Here is a 19,124-nt window from a genome sequence, read left to right on the forward strand (position 1 = left end):
GCGCTGGCTATCTCAAGAAAAGGCTGGCCAGTAAGCATCCGAGCGAAAATCCAAAGGGATGGGATCGAGCCTCGACAGCGCCTCGGCGACGAAATCGAGCTGCAGCGACAAATATCTCAGCGCTCCCGGCATCGGCGCGCCGGTCGCAAATTCCCGGACGCGGGATGTATGATAGCCGCTTGCATCGAGCCGTCGCGCCGCCTCCCGGCGCACATCGTCGCGGCTTGGCCCGCAACCCGCCTCAGGACATACTTCCACCCGAGCGACCTGCCCGCGGCCGCCCTCGATCACTTTGAATTTCATCTCACGCCACCCTGCGGCCGAAAAAATAACCCGCCTCACAATGGCCGATTCGCCATCCCATGAAACCTTGGAAAGGGCGGAATGCCGCCGATCACGATTTTTTTTGAGCCGCGGTGGCGCGAAGGACACGGGCAAGCATTTACAGCGCCTCGCACGACACCTAAAGCTTTTTGCACCGCAACAGGAAAGGAATGGAATGCTCCGTAGACTTTATGACTGGACCATGTCTCTGGCCGCGCGCAAATCGGCTGAAGTCTGGCTCGCCGTCATCGCCTTCGTCGAAAGCTCCGTCTTTCTCGTTCCCGCCGACGTGCTTTTCCTGCCGATGGCACTTGCCAAGCCGGAACGCTCCTATCGCTATGCACTGATCGCTACCGTTGCTTCCGTGCTCGGCGGCATTGCCGGCTGGGCGCTCGGCTATTACGCCTACGAGACGGTGGCGCGGCCGATTCTCGAATTCTACGGCAAATTCGATGATTTCGAACAGCTGCGAAACTCGATCCATGGCGAATGGGAAATTTTGCTGCTGTTTTTGGTGACCTCCGGCTTGGCCCATCTGCCGCCGATCAAGGTCGTAACCATTATGGCGGGCGCCATCGGTATAAATCTGAGCTTCTTTGTCATTTCCGCCATTGTCGCTCGCGGCGCCCGGTTCCTACTTTTGGCTTGGCTGCTGCGTCGCTATGGCGAACCGATCCGCGATTTCATCGAGAAGCGTCTCGGCCAGATCGTAGGCGTCGGTGCTGCCGTGCTGATTATGCTCGGTATCGCCTACAAACTACTTGCTCACTAGGCCCACTTTGCGGAGTTCCGCCATGACTGCCACTTCCTCGCCGCTCGCCCGCCCCGGCTTTATCTATTCCATATCCCTTGCTATCGGCATGGCGGCGGTGGTCGGCGCCGCGCTCGGGTTCCAATATATCGGCGGCTATATTCCCTGCGCACTCTGCCTGCTGCAGCGCCAGCCCTATTATTATGCCATCCCGATCGCCATTCTCGCTGCCATCTGCGAGCTTGCCGGTCTGCCGAACTGGATTTCCCGTGCAATGCTGCTTGCGGCCGGCATCCTGATGCTGGTGACGGCCGGCATGGGCGTCTATCACGCCGGCGTGGAATGGCATTTCTGGGCGGGACCGGCGACCTGCTCGACGACCGCAAACAGCATGACGAGCAATGCCGGCGATCTACTGACCGAGCTCAATACGATCAAAGGACCATCCTGCACCGATGCAGCGCTGCGGGTGCTTGGACTGTCCTTTGCAGGCTGGAACGTGATCGCCGGCATCCTGCTCGCAGTTTTCGCCTTCGTCGGCGTCCGCAAATCTGCGTGAGGCAAGCCTATCAGGGCTGCAGTTCGGTATCCCAGTAGAGATAGTCGAGCCAGCTTTCATGCAGATAGTTGGGCGGAAACAGCCGGCCGTTATTGTGCAGATCCTGCACCGTCGGCTGATAGGGCTTCTGCGCCGGGAACATGCCCGCCTGCTTCGGAAGCTTGCTGCCCTTGCGCAGATTGCAGGGCGAGCAGGCCGCCACCACATTCTCCCACGTCGTCTCGCCGCCATGGGCACGCGGGATGACGTGGTCGAAAGTCAGGTCGTCGTTCGAGCCGCAATACTGGCACTCGAACCTGTCGCGCAGGAAGACATTGAACCGGGTGAAAGCCGGATTGCGGGATGGCTGAACGTAAGTCTTCAGGCACACGACACTGGGAAGCCGCATCGAAAAGCTCGGTGAGGAAACCGAATGTTCATATTCCGCGATGATGTTTACACGGTCGAGAAATACCGCCTTGATCGCGTCCTGCCAGGACCAGGGCGACAAGGGATAATAACTCAGCGGCCGATAGTCAGCGTTCAGGACGAGCGCCGGCAGGGCCTGCGGGGAGACTGCAATCGTCAAGGGACTCTCCTGATCGATTCGGCATCTGCTCCTGTATATTAGGCCGGTTGTTACAGGATTGTGAAGTCCAATAAATTCAGAGGATAAAGGCAATTTGAAGAGTGTGGCCGATCAGCCGATCGGCACCATGTCGCGCCGCATTTTCGTGACGTAATAGGCCCAGAAAAGCCGGGCCGCCACCGAGCGCCATGGTGACCAGATTTCCGCAAGCCTGGCGAGCGGCTTTGCCTGCGGCCGCGCCGCAAGTCCAAGCGCAGCGCCAACGGCGTTCTGCAGCGCGACATCGCCGGCCGGAAAGACATCGGCGTGGCCGCCGCAGAACATCAGATAGACCTGCGCCGTCCATGGACCGACGCCCTTCAAGGCGGTGAGTTCGCCAAGCGCTTCGTCCGGTGGCTTCAGGCAGAGACCGGAAAGATCGAGGTGGCCGGAGGCAACGGCTTCCGCAACCCGCGACAACGTGTCGGCCTTGGCGCGCGATAGGCCGAATTCCCGCCAGGCCTCGGGTGCAAGCAGCACGTAACCTTCGGCCGTCAGCGGCCCGTCCGCCGGCAGCATGCGCCGCCAGATCGCCTCGGCGCTGGCGCGCGAGACCATTTGCGACACGATGATATGGGCAAGGCCGGCAAAACCGGGTTCGCGCAGCCGCAATGGAATAGGCCCTGCCTCCGCCGCGATTGGTGCAAGGCGCGGATCGAGACGCAGCAATGCTTCGAGCCCCAGCCTGACGTCATCGTCGTTGCGGATGATCTGCACGCGTCCTCCCAGTGGTTCGAAACTGAAATCCGTGGCAGAAGAAAGCATGACCACGAGCGAGCGTCAAAAACCTGTCTTTCGTTTTGCGCCGAGTCCGAACGGGCCGCTGCATCTCGGCCATGCGTTGTCGGCCTTTTTGAACTGCGACATGGCCGACGCCTGGAATGGTCGCGTGTTGCTGCGCATCGAGGATATCGACCAGACGCGCTGCACGCCGGAGTTCGAGGCCGGCATCCTGAGGGACCTCGACTGGCTTGCCATCGACTGGGAGAGCCCTGTGCGGCGCCAGTCGGAACATTTCCCGGAATATCAGGCGGCGTTGCACGCGTTGATTGAACGCGGCCTGGTCTACCCGGCCTTCCTGACGCGCGGCGAGGTGAAGGCGCGTGTCTCCGCCTACGAGGCAACGGGGCAATCCTGGCCGCGCGATCCCGATGGCACGCCGCACTACCCGCCGATTGACCGTGAGCGGCCGGAGACCGAATGGCGGGATATCCTTTCCTCCGGGAAAAAACATGCCTGGCGGCTCGATATGCGCAAGGCGCTCGACCTGATCGGCGAACTGCTGTTCTGGACCGAAACCGGCGACGGCAGGACCGGGGAGATTGCCGCCGAACCCGAGGTCTGGGGAGACGTCATCCTGTCTCGCTCGGATGCCCCCTCGAGCTACCATCTTTCGGTCGTCGTCGACGATGCGCTGCAGGGCGTCACCCATGTGGTGCGCGGGCTCGACCTCTTCCACGCCACATCGGTGCACCGGCTGCTGCAGGTGTTGCTCGGCCTGCCGCAGCCCCTCTATCACCATCATCGTCTCATCCTCGACGCCGATGGCCGCAAGCTTTCGAAAAGCGAAGGTGACAGTGGACTTGCCGAATTGCGTGCCCGAGGCATGTCAGGGGCCGATATTCGCCGCCTTGTCGGGCTCTGATCTACGTTTGACACGCTCTCTGCCGACGATCGAAAGCGTGTGCGAGAACATCCGGAAGACGCGGAACTTGATCAGCGCCGCGTTGATCTCTGCGCCGATGATGAAGATGACGCCGACCATGTAGAGGAAGATCAGCACGATCATCACCGAGGCGAGACCGGCATAGGTCGCGGTGTAATTGGCGAAGGTCGCGAGATAATAGGCAAAGACCAACGCGCCGGCGAGCCACAGGAGCAGCGTCAGCAGCACGCCCGGAATTACGTCGAACACCCGCCGTTTGCCGGCCGGCAGCCACAGATGCATGACCAGCAGGCCGATGGTGAGCACGACAAGGGTGCCGTAGATGCGCCAGCTGAAGACGACGTCGAGCGTATCGGCAAACAGCGGAAGCCACTTCCGGGCATAGTCGAGAGCCAATGGCACGGCGACCAGCAGAATGCTGATCGCCGCGAAGATGATGACGGCAATCAGCACATAGCCGAGGCTGGCAAGGCGCGTGAAATACCACGGCCGCGTTTCCTGCACCCGATAGGCACGGTTGAGCGAGATGCGCAGCGCTTCGACGCCGTTCGAGGCGAAATAGGCAGCCGCCAGCACCGAGATCGTCAGCAGCCCGCCGCGCTGAATGGTCAGGACCTGCAGCACCTGGTCGGCGAGCGGCTTGGCGATCGCTTCAGGCCAGGTGTCGAAGATCAGGTGAATGGCGGTAGAGGAAAACTGATCGGCGCCTAGGAAGCTTGCAAGTGCGGTACCGAAGATCAGGAATGGGAAAACTGCGAGCAGGCTCGACAGCGCCACGTGGCTCGCCATGGCGAATCCGTCATCCTCGACCATGTGACAGATCGCGTCATAGACCACGTCGTAGATCGTGCGCAGCACCTTCCGCATTCCGTCCCCGGCTTCCAGATTGTATCCTCTGGCCGAATATGGGAAACGAGTCCCATTTTGTACAGGAATCATTCCATGGCGGAACAGCGCACAATCGTCGTCACCGGCTGTTCCTCCGGCATCGGCGCTTACTGCGCCCGGGCGCTGAAAACCGATGGCTGGCGTGTCTTTGCGACGGTGCGCAAGGCGGTTGATCTGTCGGCGCTGGAAGCCGACGGCATCGAAGCCTTTTTGATGGACTATGCCAGGGCCGAGACGATCACCGAGCTGGTCGGCGCGGTTCTCCAACGCAGCCGCGGTCGCGTCGACGCACTCTTCAACAACGGCGCCTATGGCCAGCCGGGCGCCGTTGAGGATCTTTCGACGGCAGCGCTGCGCGCGCAGTTCGAGGCGAATTTCTTCGGCTGGCACGAATTGACGCGGCAGCTGATTCCTTCGATGCGCAGACATGGGCAGGGCCGGATCGTGCAATGCTCTTCCATTCTCGGCCTGGTCCCCTATCGCTATCGCGGCGCCTACACCGCCTCCAAATTCGCGCTCGAGGGCCTCAGCATTACCCTGCGCATGGAGTTGCAGGGCAGCGGCATCCATGTAAGCCTGATCGAGCCAGGACCGATCGCCACACGTTTCACCGCCAATGCGCTCGCAAAGATCAAGGAGAATATCGACGTCGAGAACTCGCCGCACGCGGCCGATTATATCAGGCAGTTGGCGAGGCTTGAGGGTTCGGGGCCGGTCAACCGCCATAAACTTGGCCCCGAGGCGGTCTATTCGGTGTTGAGACACGCATTGACCGCGAAAAATCCAAAGCCACATTATCCTGTAACGACTCCGGCTAAACAGGGCATGCTCCTGAAGCGGCTGCTTCCGGCGGACCTCTTCTACAATCTGATGCGCTGGACGGACTGAGAAAGCTGAACGCCATGTCTACGGTCACCTATATTCTTGCGATCATCGTCATGGGCATCGTCGCCCTCGTGCTGATTCGCGGCCTCTTCAACATGATGAAGGGTGGCGACGCCAATATTTCCAACAAGCTGATGCAGCTTCGTGTCCTGTTGCAGGCAGTCGCCGTCATTCTGATCATGCTGACACTCTGGATCACCGGCGGCGGCCGTCCGAGTTGAGGAAACCGTGGAGCGGATTTTGATGATACGCGCAAACAGATCCTCCCTCATTCCTGTGCTTGTCACAGGAATGCAGCCACCGCGCGTCAGCGCGATGAATAACAAAATCCGACGGTCAAAAGTGTCTCCAGCGCCCAAGGACTTGGGCGCACTGGATTCCTGTGACAAGCACAGGAATGAGGGAGGACGCGTTGACGTCGCCACTCTTCCGTCGACCGGCGGTGCAATATGGTAAAGCTCAACAAGATCTACACTAAAACAGGCGACGACGGCACGACCGGATTGGCCTCCGGCCGGCGCCGGAGGAAGGACGACCTGCGCGTCGCCGCCTACGGCACGATCGACGAGGCCAATTCCGCGATCGGCCTGGCGCGGCTTTACACGACAGGCTTGCCCGAGCTCGACGCGATGCTGATTTCGATCCAGAACGATCTCTTCGACCTCGGCGCCGATCTCGCCACTCCCGACACCGGCGAGCCCCCGGCCTATGAGCCGTTGCGGATCGTCGAGACGCAGGTCGAGCGGATCGAACGCGATATCGACCGGCTGAACGCCGATCTGGATCCGCTGAAATCCTTCATCCTACCAGGCGGCAGCCCGGCCGCCGCGCATCTGCATCTCGCCCGGACGATCGCGCGCCGGGCCGAGCGCCTGATGGTCACGCTTGGGCGAACGGACGGTGAGATCGTCGGCGAGATCGCGATGAAATATATCAATCGGCTCTCGGATTTCCTCTTCGTCGCGGCCCGCCATGCAAATGGCCAGGGTCGTGCGGATGTGCTTTGGGTTCCGGGGAAAAACAGATAGGTTTGCCGCGATCACGATCGCCGGGGGGCCTTATGTTCATACCACTTCACGATGCCAATACACTGAAGCACATCAAGGTCCAGTGGGTGACCCTGGCCTTGATCATCCTGAATGTCGCGGTCTGGCTCTTCACCAGTCTGGAGAGCGAACTGGCTGCCCAGGCGACGACGGTTGGTCTCGGCTTTATTCCGGCGATCGCCTTCGGCCACGCGCAATTGGCACCGGGATTGGAAATCGTGCCGGAGCCGTTGACCTATCTCACCTATGCCTTCATCCATGCGGGTTTCTGGCATCTGGCCTCCAACATGGTCTTCCTCTGGGTCTTCGGCGACAATGTCGAGGATGCGATGGGGCATATGCGCTTCCTGCTTTTCTACCTCCTCTGCGCGGCTGCCGGCGCCCTTTGCCACGGTCTGTTGACGACGACATCGGAAGCGCCGCTGGTCGGAGCTTCCGGGGCGATCTCCGGCGTCGTTGCCGCTTATGTCATGCTGCATCCGCGCGTCAGGGTCTGGGTGCTGGTGTTCCTGCGTGTGCCCTTGCCCCTGCCCGCCTTCGTGCCGCTGCTTTTGTGGATTGGACAACAATTCTTCATGCTGGCGATTGCGCCGGATGGCGATGTTTCCTGGGGCGCCCATGTCGGCGGCATCCTTGCCGGTGCCCTGCTGATCCTCGTTCTGCGTCGTCCAGGCGTGCCGCTGTTCGACCGGGAAATCGTAACGCCCCGCGCCGTAAGGGATGGAGCCGGGGCCGTTGCGGCCGGCACTGGCGGCCGTAGCGAGGCGCGTCTTCCCTGGGGTCGAGATCGGCGCTGACCGATCTGTTGACGTATACGTAAACGTAAATATATTGCCGGGGCGATTCCCTGCCGGCGTCATGCAAGCGTTGTATTTGGAGGAAAAACGCGTATCCATGTCGCCATTCGACAATCGAAGCGGCGCTTGAGCGCGCATTTTTCAAAAAACTCGTGAAACCAGTTTCTCTTGAAGGAAGGCCCCCATGAAGATTCTCGTGCCCGTCAAGCGGGTTGTCGACTACAACGTGAAGATCCGGGTTAAGCCGGATGGCACGGGTGTCGAGCTTGCCAATGTGAAGATGTCGATGAACCCGTTCGACGAGATCTCGGTGGAAGAGGCGCTGCGATTGAAGGAGGCCGGCAAGGCGGAGGAAGTGGTGGTGGTGTCGATCGGCCCTGGCAAGGCCGAGGAGACGCTGAGGACGGCACTCGCCATGGGCGCCGACCGGGCGATCCTGGTCGAGACCGACGATCAAGTCGAGCCGCTCGCCGTCGCCAAGATCCTCAAAGGTGTCGCCGATGCCGAGCAGCCGGGGCTGATCATATCAGGCAAGCAGGCGATCGACGACGACAGCAATCAGACCGGCCAGATGCTGGCGGCATTGCTGGGTTCGGCCCAGGCGACCTTCGCCTCGAAGATCGAGATCGGTGACGGCAAGGCTCAGGTCACCCGCGAGGTCGATGGCGGCCTGCAGACGATCGAGATCAAGCTGCCGGCGGTCATCACCACCGACCTGCGTCTCAACGAGCCGCGTTATGCCTCGCTGCCGAACATCATGAAGGCGAAGAAGAAGCCGCTCGACAAGAAGACGCCTGCCGATTTCGGCGTCGACACGACGCCGCGGCTGAAGGTGCTGAAGACCGAGGAGCCGAGTGGCCGCAAGGCCGGCGTCAAGGTCAAGTCGGTCGCCGAACTCGTCGACAAGCTGAAGAACGAAGCCGGCGTGCTGTAATCGGGTTGGAACAGGAGCAACTATCATGACCATTCTTCTTCTGGCCGACCATGACGGCAATCATCTTTCTGACCAGACCGCCAAGGCGCTGACGGCAGCCTCGCAGATCGGCTCCGATGTGCATGTGCTGGTTGCCGGCAAGGGCGCCAGGGCTGCGGCCGATCAGGCGGCAAAACTCTCCGGCGTCTCCAAGGTGCTGCTGGCCGAAAGCGAGGCGCTTGCCAACAATCTCGCCGAGCCGCTGGCCGATCTGATCGTCTCGCTCGCCGGCTCCTACGACACCATCGTCTCGGCCGCCACCTCGGTCGGCAAGACGGTGCTGCCGCGCGTCGCCGCCCTGCTCGATGTCGCCCAGGTCTCGGAGATCATCGAAGTCGTCAGCCCCGATACCTTCAAGCGGCCGATCTATGCCGGCAACGCCATCCAGACGGTGCAGGCCAGCGACGCCAAGAAGGTGATCACCGTGCGAACCGCCTCGTTTGCCTCTGCGGCTGAAGGCGGCTCTGCCTCTGTCGAGGCGATCCCGGCCGTCTCCGATCCGGGTCTGTCGCGGTTCGTCTCCGATGCGCTGTCGGCGTCGGAACGTCCGGAACTGACCTCGGCCAAGGTCATCATCTCCGGCGGCCGGGCGCTCGGCTCGGCCGAGAAGTTCAGGGAGGTCATCCTGCCGGTTGCCGACAAGCTCGGTGCCGCCGTCGGCGCCAGCCGTGCGGCCGTCGATGCCGGTTATGCCCCCAACGACTGGCAGGTCGGCCAGACCGGCAAGGTGGTGGCGCCCGATCTCTATATCGCCTGCGGCATCTCCGGCGCCATCCAGCATCTGGCCGGCATGAAGGATTCGAAGGTGATCGTAGCCATCAACAAGGATGAGGAGGCGCCGATCTTCCAGGTCGCCGACTACGGCCTCGTCGCCGACCTCTTCGACGCCCTGCCGGAACTGCAAAAGGCGCTCTGAGCGAGGCAAATGCCTTTCTTTCGCACTTGCGAATGACTGGAAAATTGTCTTTTATCGGTCTACTACTTACTGCCGGGCGATCCTTCGTCCGGCAGTATTGCTAATAATGCGGCAGCGCGGGGGCGAATGGCGAGCGGGGGTTTGGAGATGAGTGCGGTGTTGAAGAATATTGGTATCATCGGTGCCGGCCAGATGGGCTGCGGCATCGCGCATGTTTCGGCCGCCGCAGGTTACCGGGTCCACATCTACGATCTGTCACAGGACCGCATCGAATCCGGCCTCGCCACCATCAATGGCAATCTTGCCCGCCTGGTGACGAACGGCAAGATGACCGACGAGGAACGCAAGGCGACCTTGTCGCGCATATCAGGCTCCGCCGATGTCAACGATCTCGCCCCGTCCGATCTCGTCATCGAGGCGGCCACCGAGGACGAAAGCGTCAAGCGCAAGATTTATAGCCAGGTTTGTCCGGTGATGAAGCCGGAAGCGTTGCTGGCCACCAACACCTCTTCGCTTTCCATCACCCGTCTTGCTGCCGCCACCGACCGCGCCGAGCGCTTCATGGGCATACATTTCATGAACCCGGTGCCGGTGATGAAGCTGGTCGAACTGGTGCGCGGCATTGCGACCGACGAGAAGACCTTCACCGCCGCCAAGGAGTTCGTCGGCTCGCTGGAGAAGACCGTCACCGTCGCCGAGGACTTCCCAGCCTTCATCGTCAACCGCATCCTGCTGCCGATGATCAACGAGGCGATCTATACGCTCTACGAAGGTGTCGGCACCGTCGACGCCATCGATACGGCGATGAAGCTCGGCGCCAACCATCCAATGGGGCCGCTGCAGCTTGCCGATTTCATCGGTCTCGACACCTGCCTGTCGATCATGCAGGTGCTGCATGACGGCCTGGCGGACTCGAAGTATCGCCCCTGCCCGCTGTTGGTGAAATATGTCGAAGCCGGCTGGCTCGGACGCAAATCCGGCCGCGGCTTCTACGACTATCGCGGCGAAGTGCCCGTCCCGACGCGGTAAGCAGACATCATCAGAAAGGGCGAATGGACCGCACGCCCGCGAAATGCTTTCCTTGCCGGGAACGGGAGGAATGCCATGTCGACCGAAACACCCATGTTCCTGCTGCAATGCTGCGTCCTGATCGGGCTCGCGGGCGTCTTCCTCATAAGAGGAGATGGGGACTCCTGAGCGATATCCTCACGACCCGATCGCACTCTTGATCAGCGCCTTCGCATCTTCGCTGTCCCAGACAGCAGGCCCGTTCATGGCGGAAATCAGGCAGCCCCTGTCGTCGAGCAGCAGCGTCACCGGCAGGCCAAAAGCGAGGCCTTCCTTCTTCAGGCTGTTGAAGACGCCGATCGTATTGTCGCGGTAAAGCTGCAGCGCATCGACACCAATCTCGGCAAGGAAAGTCTTCGGCTTTTCATCGTCGCCGCTGTCAATATTGACGGGCACGACCTGGAACTTGTCGCTGCCCATCTCCTTTTCCAGAGCGTTCAGCGCCGGCATCTCCTCGCGGCAGGGCACGCACCATGTCGCCCAGAGATTGAGCAGCACGGTCTTGCCGGCGAAATGATCGAGCCCCACTGATTTGCCGTCCGGCCCGTTGAAGGAAACCGCGGCGAGCTTGCGCGGCTCGTTGGCGGCAACCATGGCGGCGACCTGCCCCCTCATGAGCGGCGTCAGATTGGCGGCGCGCTCCTTTGCCAGCGCGCATTCGGCCGAAGCGCTGCTGCCGATGCCATTGCCAATGCCCGTCTCCTTCACGTATACCGCTGCCGCACCTGCAACGACACCTGCGACGGCGGCGATTGCGATCAGTTTTCCGGACGGCAGGCCGAAGGGTTTTTTCGTCGTCATTTCATTCTCCAGGACGGGCATCTTATGGCCGAGAACAACACGGACACCAAATCCTCCAACCAGATGTGGGGTGGGCGCTTCGCCTCCGGCCCGGACGCGATCATGGAGGAGATAAATGCCTCGATCGGTTTCGACAAGAAGCTATTCGCGCAGGATATCCGTGGTTCCATTGCCCATGCGACGATGCTCGCCCATCAGGGGATCATTTCATCAGACGATAAAGACAAGATCGTTCACGGGCTAAACACGATCCTGTCAGAAATCGAAAGCGGCAATTTCGAATTCTCCCGCCAGCTCGAAGACATCCACATGAACGTCGAAGCACGCCTGGCGACCCTGATCGGTCCGGCCGCCGGCCGGCTGCACACCGCCCGCTCGCGCAATGACCAGGTGGCGCTCGATTTCCGCCTGTGGGTGAAGGAAGAACTGCAGAAGACCGAACAGATGCTGACCGGTCTGATCGCCGCCTTCCTCGACCGCGCCGAGGAACATGCCGAAAGCGTCATGCCCGGCTTCACCCATCTGCAGACCGCCCAGCCCGTCACCTTCGGCCATCACTGCATGGCCTACGTCGAAATGTTCGGCCGCGACCGTTCGCGGGTGCGCCACGCGATCGAACATCTGGACGAAAGCCCGATCGGCGCGGCTGCGCTGGCCGGCACCGGTTATCCGATCGACCGCCACATGACGGCCAAGGCGCTGGGTTTCCGCGAGCCCACCCGCAACTCCATCGATACGGTCTCCGACCGCGACTTTGCCATCGAATTCCTCGCGATCGCCGCAATAGCGGGCATGCATCTGTCGCGCCTCGCGGAAGAGATCGTCATCTGGTCGACGCCGCAATTCGGCTTCGTGCGCCTGTCCGACGCCTTCTCGACCGGTTCCTCGATCATGCCGCAGAAAAAGAATCCCGATGCGGCCGAACTGGTGCGCGCCAAGACCGGCCGCATCAACGGCTCGCTGATCGCACTGCTAACGATCATGAAAGGCCTGCCGCTCGCCTATTCCAAGGATATGCAGGAAGACAAGGAGCAGGTCTTCGACGCAGCCGAGAGCCTGGAACTGGCGATCGCCGCCATGACCGGCATGGTGCGCGACATGACCGTCAACACCGCACGCATGAAGGCGGCGGCCGGCTCCGGCTTTTCAACGGCGACCGATCTTGCCGACTGGCTGGTGCGCGAAGCGGGCCTGCCCTTCCGTGACGCCCATCACGTCACCGGCCGCGCCGTGGCGCTCGCCGAAAGCAAGGGCTGCGATCTTGCCGAGCTGCCGCTCTCTGACCTGCAGGCGATTCATTCCGCAATCACCGACAAGGTCTACGACGTGTTGACGGTAGAAGCCTCGGTCGCCAGCCGCAAGAGCTTCGGCGGCACGGCGCCCTCTGAAGTGCGCAAACAGATCGCCTTCTGGCGCGCCCGCAATTGAGAGAGACCTGGCGGGTGAAAGCCGCCTCCCCTTCCTGCAAGCGCGGGAAGGCCGCCCATCAATCAGGGTGCACAAGGCGGATAAACTTCGCTATGAAGATCCCGTCATTCGACATGAATGATTCAGCCATGCGCCGCACAAGAGGATATCCATGCAGAAGAGCTTACCGCACCTCATCCGCCTGACGGCGGTGCTCGCCGTCATCGGCCTTGCCGTTGCCGGATGCGGACGCAAGGGCGATCTCGATCCGCCGAGTGCTGCGGCGACGAAGGAAGGTGACGTTTCCAAGCCGACGAAACAGCCCGGCACCGTTGACAAGCCCTTCCTTCTTGACCCCCTCCTTTAAGGCGCGCACCCCGTGAACCATTTCGATTATCGCGACGGCATCCTTTACGCCGAGAACGTCCCCGTTCCCGAGATCGCCAAGGCGGTCGGCACGCCGTTCTACGTCTATTCCACGGCAACGCTGGAGCGCCACTATCGCGTCTTCTCGGAAGCCTTCGCCGATGTCGACTCCATGGTCTGCTATGCGATGAAGGCGAATTCGAACCAAGCCGTGCTGAAGACCTTGGGGCGCCTTGGCGCCGGCATCGACGTCGTCTCGGAAGGCGAACTGCGCCGTGCGCTTGCCGCCGGCATTCCGGCGAACCGCATCATGTTTTCGGGCGTCGGCAAGACGCCGCAGGAGATGGATTTCGCGCTTGAGGCCGGCATCTACTGCTTCAACGTCGAATCCGAGCCTGAGCTCGAGATTCTCAATCAGCGCGCCGTCAACGCCGGCAAGACGGCACCGGTCTCCTTCCGTATCAATCCTGATGTCGATGCCAAAACGCATGCGAAGATCTCGACCGGCAAGAAGGAAAACAAGTTCGGCATCTCCTGGGATCGCGCCCGCGCCATCTATGCCCATGCCGCCAAACTGCCCGGCATTGAAGTCACCGGCATCGACATGCATATCGGCAGCCAGATCACCGAGCTGCAGCCCTTCGACGACGCCTTCAAGCTGCTCAGCGACCTCGTCGCGACGCTGCGCGCCGATGGCCACTCCATCCATCACGTCGACATCGGCGGAGGCCTCGGCGTTCCCTACAAGGACGACAACAATCCGCCGCCGCTGCCCGATGCCTATGCCGCGATCGTCAAGAACCAGCTGCGCGGCCTGAACTGCAAGATCATCACCGAACCCGGTCGCCTGATCGTCGGCAATGCCGGCATCCTTGTGACCGAAGTTCTTTATGTGAAGGACGGCGGCGAGAAGACCTTCGTCATCGTCGACGGCGCGATGAACGACCTCATTCGCCCGACACTCTACGAGGCTTATCACGAGATCCGTCCGGTGACGATTTCGGCAGCGAACGCGCCGCGCATCCGCGCCGACGTGGTCGGCCCCGTTTGTGAGACCGGCGATTATCTGGCACTCGACCGCGAAATGGCGATGCCGAAGCCCGGCGACCTGATGGCCGTCAGCACTGCCGGCGCCTATGGCGCGGTGCAGGCAGGCACCTATAACAGCCGTCTGCTGGTGCCCGAGGTTCTGGTCAAGGGCAGCGATTTTCATGTGATTCGTCCGCGCAGGACCTATGCGGAGCTGATCAGCCTCGATTCCGTTCCGGCCTGGCTCGACTAGAGCATGTCGCGCAAAAGTGTGAAGCGGTTTTGGGTTAACGACATGCGTAAAACAAAAAGCTAAAGCGCAAGAAGATCCTCCGAACGATCGCGGCACGCTTTAGCGGCAAAATCACTTTTCGGCGAATAAACGTGAAAAGGCGGTATTCCTGCCCGTTCGCCCTCGCCTTCGCCACAAAGAGTGTTATCCTTTCGTTCATGAGCGTATTGCCCCGCAATCGCCGGAAGCGCCCTCTGTACCAGAACGCCAGATCGCGGAGACCGGACCGATGACAAGCCCATCAAGGCAGAGGAAGGGTGCATTTGCGCTCCGTCCCTCGCTTGCCCGGCTGGTAACGACGAAACGCCTGCTAGCGCGCACCGTGCTTTTCTTCGAGCAGCTGCTGCCGCTGCTGATGTCGGTCCTCTGCATCGTCGCCATTTATCTCTCAGCCTCCTGGTTCGGCATCTTCCGCAACGTGCCGGACTGGCTGCGTATCCTGCTGCTGATCGCGTTTGCCGCGGCGTTCCTCGCTTCGCTTGTCCCCTTCCGCCATCTGCGCTGGCCGAAAACCGCTGAAGCCGATCGCATGCTGGAAGAGCGCAACGGCCTGCCGCACCAGCCAGTTGCCGTCCAGGAAGACGAGCCGGCCCACGACACGCCCTTTTCGCGGGCACTTTGGCGTGAGCACCAGGTGCGCATGGCCGAAAAAATCGCAGCACTCGATGCCGGCATGCCGCGGCCCGATATCGCCGCACGTGACCGCTTCGCCCTGCGCGCCATCCCTGCTTTGCTGCTCGTCACCGCTTTTGGCTATTCACTGTCGCTCAACGGCGGCTCGATTGGCGACGCATTGCAGGCAGCGCCAGAGCGGGTGGCGGTCGATCCGGCGGTGCGCATCGATGCCTGGGTGACGCCGCCCTCCTATACCGGTCGCGCGCCGGTTTACTTGACTACCGATGGCAGCGAACAGGCGTCGATCGGCATTCCGCAGTTCTCCGGTCTAACCGTGCGCGTCAGCGGCGGAAAGACGGCCGAGAAGGTCGTGTTCCGCAAAGCGAACGGCGAGGCGCGGGATATCGCCGTACAGGCCGACGCAAGGCCGCGGCAGGCAACCGAACCTGCCGGCGAGCAGCCGACGGCCGGCGCGCCTGCCAACAATGCCCTCGTCGCGCAGACGCATGTGATGAAGCTTGAGGAAAACGGTGCGCTCGAGGTCAATGGTCGCCGCTGGAGCTTCGACGTGCTGCCTGACAAGGCGCCTGAAATCGCCTTTGACGGCATGCCGAAGGTAAGCGTCAACGGGGCGCTGGAAATCGGCTTCACCGTCAGGGACGACTACGGCGTCCAGGAAGCCCATGCGGAGATCGTTCCTCTGGAAAACGATCCGACGGCGACGCCGCTCTATCCGCTGCCGGAGTACCGGCTGGATATTCCCCGCCGCAACGCCCGCGACGCCAAGGGCGTGACCAGCCGGAATCTGACCGAACATCCGCTTGCCGGCAAGCCGGTGCGCATTACCCTCGTTGCCAAGGATGCCGCAGGCCAGACCGGCCGCAGCCCGCCCTACGAGATGGCGCTGCCGTCGCGGCCCTTCAACGAGCCGCTTGCCGCAGCCGTCGCCGAGGAGCGACAGGTTTTCGCGCTCGATACCCGTAAGATGCCGCAGGCGATCGCCCTAAACGAGGCGCTGACCATCCGTCCCGAGGAGACCATCCCCAAGCTCACCAACTACCTGTTACTGGAATCGGCCTTGGCCCGCATGAAGCTGGCAAAAGGCGAGGAGGCGCTGAAGGATACGGCCCAATATCTCTGGGAGATTGCGCTCGGCATGGAGGACGGCGATCTTTCGCTTGCCGAGCGCAAGCTGCGCGAAGCCCAGCAGAAGCTTGCCGACGCGTTGAACCGCAATGCGCCCGACGAAGAGATCAAGAAGCTGATGGATGAGCTGCGCAAGGCGATGCAGGATTACCTGAGCGAGCTTGCCCAGCGGATGCAGAACGCCCCGACGATGCAGCCGAACCAGAATGCGCAGAACATCCTGCGCCAGCAGGATCTGGAACGGATGATGGACCAGATCGAAAATCTCGCCCGCTCCGGCAATCGCGACGCGGCGCAGCAGATGCTGTCGGAATTGCAGCGCATGATGAACAACCTGCAGGCCGGCCGACCGCAGCGGGGTCAGGAAAACAGCGAAGCCCGCAAGCAGATCGACAAGCTCGGCGAGATCCTGCGCGATCAGCAGAAGCTGATGGAAGAAACCTTCCGCCTCGATCAGCAGCTCAAGGACCGCATGCAGCGCGGCGAATCCGATATGGGCGAAAACGATCCGTTGCTCGACGAGATGATGCCTGGAGAGAATGGCGAGCCGCAGGACCAGCAGCAAGGGCAGCAACGCCAGGGCCAGCAAGGTCAGGGCCAGCAACCTTCCGAGCAGATGACGGCCGAGCAGCTCAGGGAAGCGCTGAAACAGTTGCGCGCCCAGCAGGATGCCCTCGGCAAGCAGCTCGGCGAATTGCAGAAGAAACTTGGCGAAATGGGCATGAAGCCCGGCGCGGGCTTTGGCCAGGCTCGACGCGAGATGGACGGCGCCGGCCGCGAACTCGGCCAGGGCCGCGGCGACACGGCCGTCGAGAACCAAGGCCGTGCGCTGGAAGCCCTTCGCCAGGGCGCCCGCGACATGATGAACCAGATGATGCAGGCGCAGCGGGGCCAGCAGGGACAGGGCCCGAACGGCCAGGTCGGCCAGGGCGATCAGAACGGCCGGGATCCGCTGGGGCGGCCACGCATGAGCAAGAGCTATATGGATGACGACGGCGTGAAGGTACCGGACGAAATCGACGTTCAGCGCGCACGCGAAATTCTTGATGCGATCCGCGAGAAGCTCGGCAACAATCCGCCACAAGAAATGGAACGGCGGTATCTCGAACGGCTTCTGGATATCCAGTAAGCCTTATACCGCCGTCAAAGACAGGCGCGCGCTCTAAGCGACGAGTGCCCGGGCGACAGCCTTGCGGATATCGGGAAGCGCAAATGGCTTGGCGACGACGTCGATGATCTTTTCTGCGAGGTCGTCGGCGCGCTCGCGCTGCTCAGCATATCCTGTCATCAGCAGGATCTTCAAAGCAGGGAAGGCGTCTTTCGCCTGATGGGCGAGTTCGATGCCGTCCATGACGGGCATGCGGATGTCCGACAGCAGCAGATCGTAGACCCCGTCCTTCAGCTTCTCCAGCCCCTCGGCGCCGTCGGCCGCTTCATCGGTCTCGTGACCGTCGAGCCGCAAGGCCCGGGCTACGAAAGACCGCAGGGAATCCTCGTCTTCCGTAATCAGAATTCTTGCCATATGTGCATTGCTCCGTCTTCAGCCCCGCGACGGAAATCACCAGACTTTCCTTTTCGATCGGTAAAGATGGCGAAGCGATGGGCGAGATGGTTAACAACCCGTCTTCACCCGGCAAGGAAGTGATGCCAGCATCCTCAAGCGTCGCCGGTCACCACGCCGACGAAGGGCAGTTCGCGAAACGCATAGGCAACGTCCATGCCGTAGCCGACGACGAAGTAATCGGGACATTCGAAGCCGACATAATCGGCCTCCAGCTTTTCCTTGCGCTTCACCCGCTTGTCGAGCAGCACGGCGATCGTCACGTTGCGGGCGCCACGTTCGAAAAGCAGTTCCTTGGCAAAAAGCAGCGTCCGGCCGGACTCGAGAATATCGTCGATTAGGAGGACATCTCGGCCATGCACGTCGCTGTCGATATCCTTGACGATGCGCACGCCTTGGGAAACCGTGCCGGTGCCGTAACTCGACAGCGTGATGAACTCGACCTCCGGGGCAAGCCCGGTGTGATGCAGGGCGCGGATCAGGTCGGCGGCGAAGATGAAGGAGCCCTTGAGCACCGCAATGACGAGCAGGTCCTTGGTCGGCCCGTTGGCGATCTCCCGCGCCATCGCATGATTGCGCTCCGCGATCTGCTCGGCGGTGAAGAGCGGCTCGATATTTTTTCCGCGCACGACAGGCATAAGGGCTTGCTCCGTGAAATGAAGGGTAAGCCGTTAGCACATATGCGCGCCTGAAACAGCCTCGCCGGTCAGGAAATCAACGGGATTGGCGGGTCCTGTGGCGGAAAGCCATCGCGAATCGCATTATTTCTACGGCAGGAAGGAAAGCCGAACCTCCGGCAATTTTCCGCCGACGTGCTGGACGCGGGCTGAAAAGCCGCGGCTTTGGCCGTCATAGATGACGTCGGCGGGCGGATCAATGACGACGCTTGCCGTCAGCCGTTCGTCGGTCACCAGATCGGCGCGGATCGGATGCACCGTCTGCGTGGTGCCGCTTTCGTTTTCGATGATGCCGTTGACGACGAGCACACGCATGCCGTTCGCATCACGCGGCGTCACGGTGACATGGGTGAAATGCAGCGGCGCTCCGGAGGAGGCGCCCGCCGCGGAAAGGCCGGAAAAGCCGCCTGCGAGCCCGAAAACAAGCACGGCGAGCGCCAGTACCAGCACCGCGAAGCTGCGCAGCGACGCCCGCTGCAGCCAGGATTCCGCCCTTCGCAGAGCGGAAGCCGCCATCGCCAGCAGGAGCGGCGGCCGTACGGCGCGCGCTGCCGCCATGCGGCTGCTGTTGTCGTTATGGATCTTCGGGCTGAAGTCCTTCGGCCGGGTTTTGCCGACCGTCACGAATTCGGCGTCGGAAACATCGGCAGGACGTGTCGAACGATACTGGCGGCGTGCGGGTTCGGGCGGCAGGAAATCATAGGCCTGACCCGGTGTCCGGCGGCTGAAGGAGGATGCTTCCATGGTGGC

22 protein-coding genes are annotated in these 19,124 nt (G+C 61.8%); 14 read left to right on the forward strand and 8 right to left on the reverse strand.

The window, feature by feature from the left end:
- Nucleotides 1–12 precede the first annotated feature (12 nt).
- Nucleotides 13–303 carry a hypothetical protein gene (locus RHE_RS19330; RefSeq protein ID WP_011426981.1) on the reverse strand — a complete coding sequence of 97 codons (291 nt, stop codon included), beginning with the start codon at nt 301–303 and terminating at the stop codon, nt 13–15.
- 196 nt (nt 304–499) lie between these two features.
- Here RHE_RS19330 and RHE_RS19335 point away from each other — a divergent pair, with 196 nt between their 5' ends.
- Both RHE_RS19335 and RHE_RS19340 read left to right on the forward strand, forming a co-directional pair.
- The gene (locus RHE_RS19335) at nt 500–1,096 is read left to right on the forward strand and encodes a YqaA family protein (RefSeq protein WP_011426982.1); all 597 of its coding nucleotides are present in this window, start codon (nt 500–502) and stop codon (nt 1,094–1,096) included.
- Nucleotides 1,097–1,118: 22 nt separating this feature from the next.
- Nucleotides 1,119–1,634, forward strand: a complete 516-nt coding sequence (locus RHE_RS19340; RefSeq protein ID WP_011426983.1) for a disulfide bond formation protein B — start codon at nt 1,119–1,121, stop codon at nt 1,632–1,634.
- A 10-nt stretch (nt 1,635–1,644) separates the two neighbouring features.
- On the opposite strand, the gene RHE_RS19345 is transcribed toward RHE_RS19340, so the two are convergent.
- Together RHE_RS19345 and RHE_RS19350 are read right to left on the reverse strand one after the other, a co-directional pair.
- The gene (locus RHE_RS19345) at nt 1,645–2,202 is read right to left on the reverse strand and encodes an HNH endonuclease (protein WP_011426984.1); all 558 of its coding nucleotides are present in this window, start codon (nt 2,200–2,202) and stop codon (nt 1,645–1,647) included.
- 111 nt (nt 2,203–2,313) lie between these two features.
- Nucleotides 2,314–3,006, reverse strand: coding sequence for a DNA-3-methyladenine glycosylase family protein (locus RHE_RS19350; RefSeq protein ID WP_011426985.1), 693 nt, complete (start codon nt 3,004–3,006; stop codon nt 2,314–2,316).
- On the opposite strand from RHE_RS19350, the gene gluQRS reads away from it, so the two are divergent.
- Nucleotides 3,005–3,886 carry a tRNA glutamyl-Q(34) synthetase GluQRS gene (gluQRS, locus tag RHE_RS19355; RefSeq protein ID WP_011426986.1) on the forward strand — a complete coding sequence of 294 codons (882 nt, stop codon included), beginning with the start codon at nt 3,005–3,007 and terminating at the stop codon, nt 3,884–3,886. The genes RHE_RS19350 and gluQRS overlap by 2 nt on opposite strands.
- Here the strand turns inward: gluQRS and RHE_RS19360 are convergent.
- Nucleotides 3,851–4,774, reverse strand: a complete 924-nt coding sequence (locus tag RHE_RS19360) for a YihY/virulence factor BrkB family protein (protein ID WP_011426987.1) — start codon at nt 4,772–4,774, stop codon at nt 3,851–3,853. The genes gluQRS and RHE_RS19360 overlap by 36 nt on opposite strands.
- A 75-nt stretch (nt 4,775–4,849) precedes the next feature.
- On the opposite strand from RHE_RS19360, the gene RHE_RS19365 reads away from it, so the two are divergent.
- From RHE_RS19365 to RHE_RS19395, 7 genes are all read left to right on the forward strand, one after another.
- On the forward strand, nt 4,850–5,683 hold the full coding sequence (locus RHE_RS19365) for an SDR family oxidoreductase (RefSeq protein WP_011426988.1): 834 nt from the start codon (nt 4,850–4,852) through the stop codon (nt 5,681–5,683).
- A 14-nt stretch (nt 5,684–5,697) separates the two neighbouring features.
- Nucleotides 5,698–5,901 (forward strand): twin transmembrane helix small protein, encoded by a 204-nt coding sequence (locus tag RHE_RS19370; RefSeq protein WP_011426989.1) that lies wholly within the window; start codon nt 5,698–5,700, stop codon nt 5,899–5,901.
- Between the two features lie 228 nt (nt 5,902–6,129).
- Nucleotides 6,130–6,708, forward strand: a complete 579-nt coding sequence (locus RHE_RS19375; RefSeq protein WP_011426990.1) for a cob(I)yrinic acid a,c-diamide adenosyltransferase — start codon at nt 6,130–6,132, stop codon at nt 6,706–6,708.
- Nucleotides 6,709–6,740: 32 nt separating this feature from the next.
- Nucleotides 6,741–7,523 carry a rhomboid family intramembrane serine protease gene (locus RHE_RS19380; protein ID WP_011426991.1) on the forward strand — a complete coding sequence of 261 codons (783 nt, stop codon included), beginning with the start codon at nt 6,741–6,743 and terminating at the stop codon, nt 7,521–7,523.
- Between the two features lie 184 nt (nt 7,524–7,707).
- The gene (locus RHE_RS19385) at nt 7,708–8,457 is read left to right on the forward strand and encodes an electron transfer flavoprotein subunit beta/FixA family protein (RefSeq protein ID WP_011426992.1); all 750 of its coding nucleotides are present in this window, start codon (nt 7,708–7,710) and stop codon (nt 8,455–8,457) included.
- A gap of 25 nt (nt 8,458–8,482) precedes the next feature.
- Nucleotides 8,483–9,412 carry an electron transfer flavoprotein subunit alpha/FixB family protein gene (locus tag RHE_RS19390; protein ID WP_011426993.1) on the forward strand — a complete coding sequence of 310 codons (930 nt, stop codon included), beginning with the start codon at nt 8,483–8,485 and terminating at the stop codon, nt 9,410–9,412.
- A gap of 147 nt (nt 9,413–9,559) precedes the next feature.
- Entirely contained in the window at nt 9,560–10,441 is an 882-nt protein-coding gene (locus tag RHE_RS19395) for a 3-hydroxybutyryl-CoA dehydrogenase (protein WP_011426994.1), read from the forward strand.
- A 177-nt stretch (nt 10,442–10,618) separates the two neighbouring features.
- On the opposite strand, the gene tlpA is transcribed toward RHE_RS19395, so the two are convergent.
- Nucleotides 10,619–11,281, reverse strand: a complete 663-nt coding sequence (tlpA, locus tag RHE_RS19400; RefSeq protein WP_011426995.1) for a thiol:disulfide interchange protein TlpA — start codon at nt 11,279–11,281, stop codon at nt 10,619–10,621.
- Between the two features lie 24 nt (nt 11,282–11,305).
- Here tlpA and argH point away from each other — a divergent pair, with 24 nt between their 5' ends.
- From argH to RHE_RS19420, 4 genes are all read left to right on the forward strand, one after another.
- Nucleotides 11,306–12,709, forward strand: a complete 1,404-nt coding sequence (gene argH / locus RHE_RS19405; RefSeq protein WP_011426996.1) for an argininosuccinate lyase — start codon at nt 11,306–11,308, stop codon at nt 12,707–12,709.
- A 151-nt stretch (nt 12,710–12,860) separates the two neighbouring features.
- Nucleotides 12,861–13,055, forward strand: coding sequence for an LPS translocon maturation chaperone LptM (lptM, locus tag RHE_RS19410; protein WP_003582619.1), 195 nt, complete (start codon nt 12,861–12,863; stop codon nt 13,053–13,055).
- Nucleotides 13,056–13,067: 12 nt separating this feature from the next.
- Nucleotides 13,068–14,336, forward strand: a complete 1,269-nt coding sequence (lysA, locus tag RHE_RS19415) for a diaminopimelate decarboxylase (RefSeq protein WP_011426997.1) — start codon at nt 13,068–13,070, stop codon at nt 14,334–14,336.
- 268 nt (nt 14,337–14,604) lie between these two features.
- A complete protein-coding gene (locus RHE_RS19420) occupies nt 14,605–17,265 on the forward strand; it encodes a TIGR02302 family protein (protein WP_011426998.1) in 2,661 nt (886 codons plus the stop codon).
- Nucleotides 17,266–17,298: 33 nt separating this feature from the next.
- Here the strand turns inward: RHE_RS19420 and RHE_RS19425 are convergent, their stop codons facing one another.
- From RHE_RS19425 to RHE_RS19435, 3 genes are all read right to left on the reverse strand, one after another.
- Nucleotides 17,299–17,658, reverse strand: coding sequence for a response regulator (locus RHE_RS19425; RefSeq protein ID WP_010028815.1), 360 nt, complete (start codon nt 17,656–17,658; stop codon nt 17,299–17,301).
- Between the two features lie 134 nt (nt 17,659–17,792).
- Nucleotides 17,793–18,335, reverse strand: coding sequence for a hypoxanthine phosphoribosyltransferase (gene hpt / locus RHE_RS19430; RefSeq protein ID WP_011426999.1), 543 nt, complete (start codon nt 18,333–18,335; stop codon nt 17,793–17,795).
- A 129-nt stretch (nt 18,336–18,464) separates the two neighbouring features.
- Nucleotides 18,465–19,118, reverse strand: a complete 654-nt coding sequence (locus RHE_RS19435) for a membrane protein (RefSeq protein ID WP_011427000.1) — start codon at nt 19,116–19,118, stop codon at nt 18,465–18,467.
- Between the last annotated feature and the right edge of the window lie 6 nt (nt 19,119–19,124).

Origin of the sequence: Rhizobium etli CFN 42 (assembly GCF_000092045.1) — a bacterium.
In the GTDB taxonomy this organism is placed as follows: domain Bacteria; phylum Pseudomonadota; class Alphaproteobacteria; order Rhizobiales; family Rhizobiaceae; genus Rhizobium; species Rhizobium etli.